This window comes from Pseudorhodoplanes sp. (assembly GCF_035565855.1).
GTDB lineage: Bacteria > Pseudomonadota > Alphaproteobacteria > Rhizobiales > Xanthobacteraceae > Pseudorhodoplanes.
Map to the genome: position 1 here is coordinate 1 of NZ_DATMRX010000249.1, position 8510 is coordinate 8510.

At 63.1% G+C, this 8510-nt stretch carries 8 protein-coding genes; 1 reads left to right on the top strand and 7 read right to left on the bottom strand.

Annotated features, from left to right (window positions below):
* Positions 1-52 precede the first annotated feature (52 nt).
* The 3 genes from VN004_RS13990 to VN004_RS14000 all read right to left on the bottom strand — a co-directional run bounded on the left by VN004_RS13990 (position 53) and on the right by VN004_RS14000 (position 3743).
* Entirely contained in the window at positions 53-880 is an 828-nt protein-coding gene (locus VN004_RS13990) for a hypothetical protein (protein WP_325611095.1), read from the bottom strand.
* A gap of 208 nt (positions 881-1088) precedes the next feature.
* Positions 1089-1598 (bottom strand): ferritin-like domain-containing protein, encoded by a 510-nt coding sequence (locus VN004_RS13995; RefSeq protein ID WP_325611099.1) that lies wholly within the window; start codon positions 1596-1598, stop codon positions 1089-1091.
* An 87-nt stretch (positions 1599-1685) separates the two neighbouring features.
* Positions 1686-3743: a sensor histidine kinase gene (locus VN004_RS14000; protein WP_325611103.1), complete on the bottom strand. Its 2058-nt coding sequence runs from the start codon at positions 3741-3743 to the stop codon at positions 1686-1688.
* A 268-nt stretch (positions 3744-4011) separates the two neighbouring features.
* On the opposite strand from VN004_RS14000, the gene VN004_RS14005 reads away from it, so the two are divergent.
* Positions 4012-4512, top strand: a complete 501-nt coding sequence (locus tag VN004_RS14005) for a ferritin-like domain-containing protein (RefSeq protein ID WP_325611106.1) — start codon at positions 4012-4014, stop codon at positions 4510-4512.
* A gap of 97 nt (positions 4513-4609) precedes the next feature.
* Here VN004_RS14005 and VN004_RS14010 read toward each other — a convergent pair whose 3' ends face one another.
* From VN004_RS14010 to VN004_RS14025, 4 genes are all read right to left on the bottom strand, one after another.
* Positions 4610-4957, bottom strand: a complete 348-nt coding sequence (locus VN004_RS14010) for a hypothetical protein (protein WP_325611108.1) — start codon at positions 4955-4957, stop codon at positions 4610-4612.
* Positions 4958-5292: 335 nt separating this feature from the next.
* Positions 5293-6435, bottom strand: coding sequence for a WD40/YVTN/BNR-like repeat-containing protein (locus VN004_RS14015; RefSeq protein WP_325611110.1), 1143 nt, complete (start codon positions 6433-6435; stop codon positions 5293-5295).
* Positions 6436-6664: 229 nt separating this feature from the next.
* The gene (locus VN004_RS14020; protein WP_325611112.1) at positions 6665-7507 is read right to left on the bottom strand and encodes a GNAT family N-acetyltransferase; all 843 of its coding nucleotides are present in this window, start codon (positions 7505-7507) and stop codon (positions 6665-6667) included.
* Between the two features lie 296 nt (positions 7508-7803).
* Positions 7804-8510 (bottom strand): enolase C-terminal domain-like protein (locus tag VN004_RS14025; protein ID WP_325611114.1); only part of this gene is annotated, 707 nt, incomplete at its 5' end.

Here is an 8510-nt window from a genome sequence, read left to right on the forward strand (position 1 = left end):
CCTATCGGCAGCATGGCGACGACAGCTCATCATAGACCTGACTGTGGCCCGCTCAGCGCCACACGTCGCTGTCACGCTCGCGACCGCCGGCCATGGCGGCCCAATAGGCCGCACCCGCCGACAGGATCGAAAGCGCGCCGATCAGGAAAGCGATGCCGGCTGCGGCCTTGCGCGCGGTGTTGGCCGCCTCCTTCGCGCGTTCGATGGTGGCATCGACGCGCTTGCGCGCTTCGTCCTGCGGGATCCGGGCTTCGGCTGCGACCAGTCTTGCGACGTAATCGCGATCCTCGTTGCTGATCTCGCCACGGGTGAGCGCATTTGTTGAAAGGATGCGTGCGACTTCAGCGCGCGTGTCCCTATGGAAATCCTGCGCGGTGGACTCGGCTGGGCCCCCGTCTCGCAGCATCCGATCGATCGCAACGCTGACGCCATCCGTGCGCGCGGCGGCAGCCGCTGCGCCGCCGGCCGCGCTTGCGGCACCGGAAATGGCGCTGGTCGCGGCCCAATAGGCGATGACAACGCCGATCAGGAGCGCGAGCGCCCACATCAGAAGGCCATGCGCCCCATCGCGCGACTGGCGTTCCTCCAGCGAAGCCGCGCTGCCGGTTGGACGGCGGTAACGCCCGGCAAAATACCCGCCGACCAGGAACGAACCGATCATGACCACGGAGATGTACGCGGCCCCGACAATCGTCAGGGTCATCCCGGACGGATTGTTCCAGCTGTAGGGCGACACGGACGCAACGCCCGCGGCGGAGCCGAAGGCATACATCACGAAGGACAGCGCGGTTGCTACCAGCGCCCCACCGATGATGGCGCCCCAGTCAAAATTTGACGAGCGGTCACTGGGCATCGCAACGACGGTTGTGGTGTCAGTCATGACGGCATTCCTTATCGCAGACCGAAAAAGCTGAGCACGGCCATGACCACGACGATCAGGCCGATGATGTAGATGATGCTGTGCATGATGGATCTCCTCCGACGGCGTGCGAAAACGCTGACAGCTCCGGAAAAGTTTCGCCGGTTGCCACAATTTGTGACAACCGGCGCCAGATCGTGGCCACACCCTGAACGGAGTTAAGGCGCGTTTACGCAACCGCCTTCTTGTTCACGCCCTTGCGGAGCGCGATTGTGTTCAGCTTGGTGTTCGTCGCCTTCTCTTCATTGAGATTGGTCGTGAGGAAGCGAACCACATCGTCATGGCCGAGCTCCTCAGCCCAGGCGATCAGCGTGCCGTAGCGCGCGATTTCATAATGCTCGACAGCCTGGGCGTTGCCGACAATGGCCGCGTCAAGGACCGATTTGTCGTCGACCTCTGCGGCGGTTTGATCGGCTTCCTTGATCAATCCGTCGATCGCCGGACAATCCACGCCCTTCGGGGTTTTGCCGAGCTTTTCGAAGACTTTCTCGAGCCGCTCGATCTGCTTTTCTGTCTCCTCCAGATGCGCCCGCAATCCGGCCGACAGGTCGCGGTTCGTGGCCTGCTCGATCATCTTCGGCAATGCCTTGGTGATCTGCTTTTCGGCATAATAAATGTCCTGCAGTCCGTGCAGGAACATGTCTTCCATCGTCTTTATGTCTTTGGTGAAGAGGCCCATGGTGGAATCTCCCTGGTGGATATCCCAGCCAGACGCGCAACAACCGAAAAAGTTCCTTGGTTGGCACCAGGCGCTTTGCCCAATGCGCTAAGCCGCCGGACGATCAGCGATGTCGGTGAGGGATTCGACAGGAGCCGTCAGCGTCCAGCGCACGCCGTCCGAGCCGAAGTCGTAGGAAATCCTGGCGTGCGGGATATTTGACGCCACGCGCTTGAGCACGATCGAGCCGAAGCCTTCGCGGAGCGGCGGCTCGACTTTGGGCCCGCCCCGCTCCAGCCAATGCAATTCGAAGACACCGTCGCGGATGTCCCATCGAATATCGACATTGCCGGATTCCGACAGCGCGCCGTATTTGATGGCATTGGTCGCCAGTTCGTGGAACGCCATGGCAAAGACCTGAGCGATATCGGGACGCAGCACGATCTCGGGTCCCGACACGGTGACGCGTTCCGAGCGGGCGAAGGCGCGCAATTGCGACCGGATGATCTCCTCGAGCCCGGCGCCTTCCCAGTTGTGGCTGACCAGCAGATCGTGCAACGCCGCCAGCGCCTGCACGCGGCTGTCGAATGCATGGTGGAATTCCTCGAAAGTCGACGATTGTTTGGCGGTCTGACGCGCCACGGACTGAATGATCGTCAGCAGGTTTTTCGAGCGATGCGATAATTCGCGCATCACGAATTCCATGTGCTGCGTCCGCTGTTCCCGGTCGGTAATGTCGGTCGACACGCCGACGATGCCGATGATTTCTCCGGCCTCGTTGCGCCACGGAGTCTTGGTGGACACGAAGACGCGCCGCCCGTCAACGCCCGTGAATGGCTCCTCGAACTGCATCGACTCGCCGCGTTCCATCACCAGCCGGTCATTGGCGACGATGCGTTCGACCTCGTCGACCTGCGGATGCCATTCGATCGCGCGCTTGCCGCGCACGTCGGCCATCTCCTTGCCGTAGAGCCGCAACGTCGCCGGATTGGTCAGCAGGGTCCGGCTTTGCCTGTCTTTGACGTAGACGAGATCGGGCGTGAGATGGGTGATGGATTCGAGCAGCCGTGCGGTTCGGTGCAACTCCGCCCTCGCGTCGTCGCGCTGCCGCAGCATTTCCTGCGCATCGGTCAGCGCCTTGCCGACATCGTCGAATTCGACGATGCCGCGCGGTGTCCATTGCACCTTTTCGCCACGGCCGAGCGTCAACGCGCCGTCTTGCAGCGCGTGCGTTGCCGAAACCACACTTTTGCCGGCCAGCGCCGCGAACGCGAGTGCGGTCAGGAGTGCCACGACAAAAAGCGCCACGATCACCCAACGGGTGCGATGCAGGGATCGCTCGAGGATCGCTGTCGGTACCGCGACGACGACCGTCCATCCGGACAGCGCCGATTTGCGGAATGAACTTTCCACCGGCACGCCCTCATGCGTGACGTTGGAAAATGTGCCGGCCGCTTCCTTGCCGTTCGCCACGGCAATCAGCTCCGGCCGCGCCGTCCGGCCGACATAGTCCGGACCGCTCGAGGTGCGGGCGATGAACACACCCTTGCGGTCGATGAGTGCGGCAAGCCACCCGCTCTGCAGGCCGACGTCGTTCAGGGCCGTATTGAGGAGTTCGGACGAGACCGATGCGACCAGCACGTGGTCCGCGGCTCCATCGGCGGCGACCGGAACACTGACGACGGCAACAGTCCCCGGACTTGCGTCGGTGGTGACGTCGGACACATGAGGCGCGTTGTGCTGGAGCCCCGGTTGAATCGAAGCGAGCACGCGAGGCAGCGACGGCGCGGCCTGCGACGGATTCGTCGAGAGGATAACATTGCCGGATCGGTCGACCAGAAAGATGGTTTCGCCGAGCTTCGCCGCGACCGCGCGAGCCATCTGCTGAAATCCCGAATTGTCACCGGGATTTTGGCGATAAGCGATGGCGAGCGATTCAAGGGCTTTGATCCGCTCCGCGAGATGGCGATCGACGGTGAGGGCGGCGGTGGCCGCCATGCTGTGCCGGCGCTCTTCCAGCAGATGCCGCTCGGCCTGACTGTACAGGTGCCCCAGCACTGCAAAGGCGAGCAAGACCGGGAGCAGGGCGGCGAGGATGATGAATAATGAACGCAGGAAGAATGTCTGGGTCTTAACGCCGGACCGGCGTTTCACCCCGTTGAACATTCTCGCCCTCCGCCGATCCCAACCCCATCCGAACGCCGCAGCTTAGAATGTCGAAGGCGTTGTGTGTGGGCAAATAAGCATGTGCCGGGACGGTGGTTCCAATGACGGAACGTCGCGGATGCCAAAGAGTCCTCGATAGGAGGCGACCATTATTTCCGAGCGGATTGGAGGCGAGAGTTGTGGAACCGCGATATTGCACTCGCGGCCGGAACTTTCGGGCCAACGGCGCGTTCGCGCCAGCATCCCACCCATGAGCCGGAGTTCGAGAATGGCTGCCAAACAGAAGACGCTGGAGGACCTGTTCCTTGAGACCCTGAAGGACATCTACTTCGCCGAAAAGAAAATCCTCGTAGCCCTGCCGAAGATGGCCAAGGCGGCGAACTCCGACGAGTTGCGTGCTGCATTCGAAAAGCACGAGGCCGAGACCCAGGGTCAGGTCGAGCGGCTTGAGCAGGTTTTCGAGATGATGGACAAGCCGGCGCGCGGCAAGACCTGCCCCGCGATCCTTGGCCTCGTGGAAGAGGGCCAGGAGGTGATGAAGGATTTCAAGGGACACGAAGCTCTCGATGCCGGGCTTCTGGCCGGCGCGCAGGCCGTCGAGCATTACGAGATCTCGCGCTACGGCACGCTGATCGCCTGGGCAAACCAGCTCGGCATGACCGATGCGGCGGCGCTTCTGGAAGAAACGCTGGCGGAAGAAAAGAACACCGACAAGGCGCTGACCAAGCTGGCCGAAGCCTCGCTCAACCAGATCGCCGAAGCGGCCTGATCCCAGAGCGTTCGGACGAAACGCAACGACGCCGGAGCGTTCCGGCGTCGTTTTGCATTTGCTCTATCTTCGATTGCGCTGTCTTTTAGTGCGGCTTTTATTGCGTAAGCCCGGAGCCGGATCTGCGGCGCGCCCGTGTAGGCGGCGCGAACGGCACGATCCGCCGATCGTCCTTGCTTTCCTGAATTTGGTATCGCGCCTTTTCAGCGATCAGCGCCAGCGGCAGGCGCGGGCAGACACTGAGGACGTAACGGTAGGGGAAGAACTCCTTTTCGTTACGATCGTCGATCAACTCGACATGGGTGTCGTGGCACACAATGCGCATGCAGGGATGGAGCCCGGTCGTGGTCTCGACCATGACCGGCTGTTCATCGCGCGCATAGGCGAGCAGTTTGAGCCGTAGGCAGTTTCTTCGTGCGTCGTCGAATGCAATGACCTGTCCCATGGGTCATCAACAATGGACTCATCCGCCGGTTCCTGCGGGCAGAACGACAAGCGCGTGATCGATGGAACCGGTGTCGCCCTCTCGGCATTTCGATGCGAAGGAGGCAAGGCCTTTTCGATTGGCCAGATGCGGGAGACGCCGATGTTCAAGAGCGAATTCAAGTTTCCCATGTTGATCGGCGTGATTTACGCGATCTTTGTTGTCTCGGCGCTGTCGCTTGTGCATTGGAAGGACGTGACGCCGGGCGCGTTTTACTGACCAGCGTCGCGCGCTTCCTTGCAGTCCGCCGCGTGGCAAAGCCATTCAGCGTGTCGAAGCGTGTCGAGAGGCGCGCGCTACAGCTTCTTGCCGGCCTCTTCCCAGCGCTGGCTCGCCTTCGCATTCGCGACGATGTCGTCGACGCCTGCGAGCTTGACGCGATCGCGGACCAGCCCCTTGTAGAACTCGCCCTTCGAAACCGGCGCAACATCGGCGATGATGGTCCAGCTGTCGCCGCCATCCAGACTCTCGAACACCTGCCCGTCGGTATCCGCCGCATAAAGCGAATATCCACCGTCCCAGGTTTCGACAGTCAAAGCGGAGAACAAGGCGCGCTGACCGTTGGGTAGACCGCCGAGCAGGCGTTGCCAGCTTGCGCCCGCGTCCGTGCTGCGGAAGATTTTGCCGCGTGCGCGGCCATGTTGGTACCAATGCAGGGGCCAGCCGACTCCCGCCGACATGAAGAGCGTGTCCGGATTATCGGGAAGGATCACGATGGCATCGGGATAATCGGCATCCGGCGGCATCTGCATCCGCTGCCAGGTCTTGCCGCCATCCTCGCTCTTCATCATGCCGACGATACCGTTGGCGACGATGAGGCGATCCGGCCGCGCGGGATGAACCAGGATGCGGTGAATGTCGCATTCCTGCGGATCGGGATCGACCTTCAGATCGCGGAAGCTCTGGCCGAAATCCGTGGAGGACAACAGCGCGCCGATCTCGATGCCGACCAGCAGGCGGTCGCCGTCGAGCACGATGTCCTTGATATGGCCGACGCGCGGCGGCGGCGGGAATGTCCAGTTCGCGACGCTGTCAACCGCACGCAACGCGGGCAACTCGCGCCACGTCTGGCCCTTGTCTTCGCTGACATAGAGATGCGCCGGCAGCGCTCCCGCTAAAACGACATCGCGACCTTGCAGCTTGCCGGCCCGCGCCGACCAGAATTCATAATGCGCAAGGCCGTTATTGACCCAGGTCCAGGTGCGGCCGCCATCGTCGCTGCGCGCCATGCCGATGCCGCGTGTGGCGGCAAACAAGGTGCCGTCATCGAGCGCGGTCACCGCACTGACGAAGACGCCGGGCAGAGCGCGATGCGCGACGGTCCAGCTCTTGTCGCTGCGCGCGAGTATCGCAACGCCATCCACCGTTCCCACGGCAATGGTGTCGGAGGGTCCGGCGGCCCGTTGAATGTTCGTGCCACCGTTCGAGAGAAGAATCATCAGCAATTGCCCCGGCGATCCATATCGGGCGATCTGATAGCCGACCGCGTCAGGCGCGTGAAGGCTTCGGTCGTAGTCGCTCTCCTGCTGTCATCGCCCGCCAACGGGTCCGCGCAAAGCGCGGCCCGATGACAGGCTCCAGCGGGCGATCCAGTAAATACAAACGCTCCGAGAGGGCACTGGATGCCTCGCCTTCGCGGGGCATGACAGACATGGCGAGGCGATGGGACTACCCCAGTTCGAATGTCGTGACACCGAAAACGCGATCGAGCCGCAGCGGCCGGATCGGCGCGGTGTACATCCGGGCGGTTTCGAACACCGGCGTCAGCCCGAGACCGGTCGCGAGCGCCACGGCGTCGGCGTTGATCGCGGGGACATCGAGGAAGATTTCGCCGCCGCCGGTTGCATCGATCAGCGCAGACAACACGCATTCGGCCGCACTTCGATCGTCGGCAATGAGAGGTCCGATCTTGTAGCCCGTGCGGCACGGGCGAATGACGCCCCAGGCGGCGAGCGCACCATCGCGCAACAGGGCGCGCCCGATATGCCCGGGCGCCGTGACCCATGCGCGCAGGAAAGCGGCGCGCGGCGCCGGAAAAACCGTGGCGTCGCTATCCTCGATCGCCGCCTGCGCGACGTCGGCGAGGTCGATTACATCGGCATGCGGGGCGCTCGCTGCGGCGACCGTGCCGCCGTAGCGAACATTGGCATAGGCGTGAACGAAGCCGGATTTTTCGTAATTGCTTTGCTGGGCGACGACGCCATCGAGACCGATGGTCCGGCCGCCGGCATGAGCGATCGCGGCGTTCCAGATCTGCAAGCCGTAACCGCGGCCGCGCCACGCGCTTCGCACGATATAGAAGCCGAGGAAGGAGAAGCGCGGATCGTAATTGACGCAGGAGATGGTGGCGACCGGCTCGCCTTCGATTTCGCCGATCAGAAACCCGTCCGGATCGGTCGTCGCGAAACAGGACGCATCGCTCAGACCGGGATTCCATCCCTCGGTGCCGGCCCAATCGATCGCAATCGCGATCTCCTCCGGCCGCATCGGACGAACCTGCATCGCGCTCACGGCATCCTCCGTGACATCAGGGTTGGCTATTTCGGTCTGTCGAACACGAAAATTTAGGTGTGGAGAGCGGCCCCAAGGGGCCGGCGGGCGGTTGATCCATACCGCCCCGCACGAAAACATGGATTCGGAATGTGGTCGCGGAGGCTGGAGTCTTCAGCCGACGGGCCTGCGTGTAGCCCGGTGTTGGAATCATGAAGTATCAACGTAGTGTTGACCACGGTCCCGCCGTCTCCCTGGCCGCGCTCGCCATACTTATCGTCCTTTCGGCGGCGGCGTTGAAGTATCTCGGCAGCTGATTACGACGCCCACTCAACCCCGGTCCGGAATCGCTCGGCGAGCCGCAGGCCATGGCCCGCTGCCGCGGAGGCGATCATCGTCCCGTCGGCGGAGAGGCCGGGCCAGCCCTCGAAGACCGGTTCGAGCAGCGGGAATTCTTCCAGCCAGCGCAAAGCGGGCGCTGCCGCCGCGACATGGGCGAACATGCCCGGCAGGAAATGCGGCGACACGATCGCGTCGAAGCTTTCGGCCAGCGTCGCGATCTCCAGAACAGGCGTAAGACCGCCGACCATGGCCAGATCAGGCTGAACCACGCTCGCGATCTTCTCAGAAATGAACGGCAAAAAGCTTGCTCTGGCCTGCAGATGTTCGCCGGTCGCGATGGCTGCGCCACCCGATGTCACTAGCCTGCGATAGCCTTCAAGGGCCTGCGCCGGCAGCGGTTCTTCAACAAACAGGACACCAAGATCGCGCGCCAGCGCCATCAGCCGCAGCGCCTGCGGCAGGTCGCATTTCTCGTTGGCGTCGGTCATGATCTGCACATGCGCGGGCAGTGCTCTGCGCACGGCTTCGATGACGGCGGCGTCCGACGCCGCGCCCTTGACGCGCGGCTTGACCGCGGTGAGGCCGCGCGCGGCCTGTTCTGCGGCGATCTCCGCCGCTGCTTCCGGCGGCTGCACGGTGTTGAAGCCGCCGCTGCCATAGACCGGCACGGCGCGGAATTCGC

Bases quoted from the DNA above. Each gene is read 5' to 3' on its own strand.
- VN004_RS14005 (WP_325611106.1), top strand. From the start codon at position 4,012: ATGGCTGCCAAACAGAAGACGCTGGAGGACCTGTTCCTTGAGACCCTG.
- VN004_RS14015 (WP_325611110.1), bottom strand. From the start codon at position 6,435: ATGATTCTTCTCTCGAACGGTGGCACGAACATTCAACGGGCCGCCGGA.
- VN004_RS14010 (WP_325611108.1), bottom strand. From the start codon at position 4,957: ATGGGACAGGTCATTGCATTCGACGACGCACGAAGAAACTGCCTACGG.
- VN004_RS13990 (WP_325611095.1), bottom strand. From the start codon at position 880: ATGACTGACACCACAACCGTCGTTGCGATGCCCAGTGACCGCTCGTCA.
- VN004_RS14000 (WP_325611103.1), bottom strand. From the start codon at position 3,743: ATGTTCAACGGGGTGAAACGCCGGTCCGGCGTTAAGACCCAGACATTC.
- VN004_RS13995 (WP_325611099.1), bottom strand. From the start codon at position 1,598: ATGGGCCTCTTCACCAAAGACATAAAGACGATGGAAGACATGTTCCTG.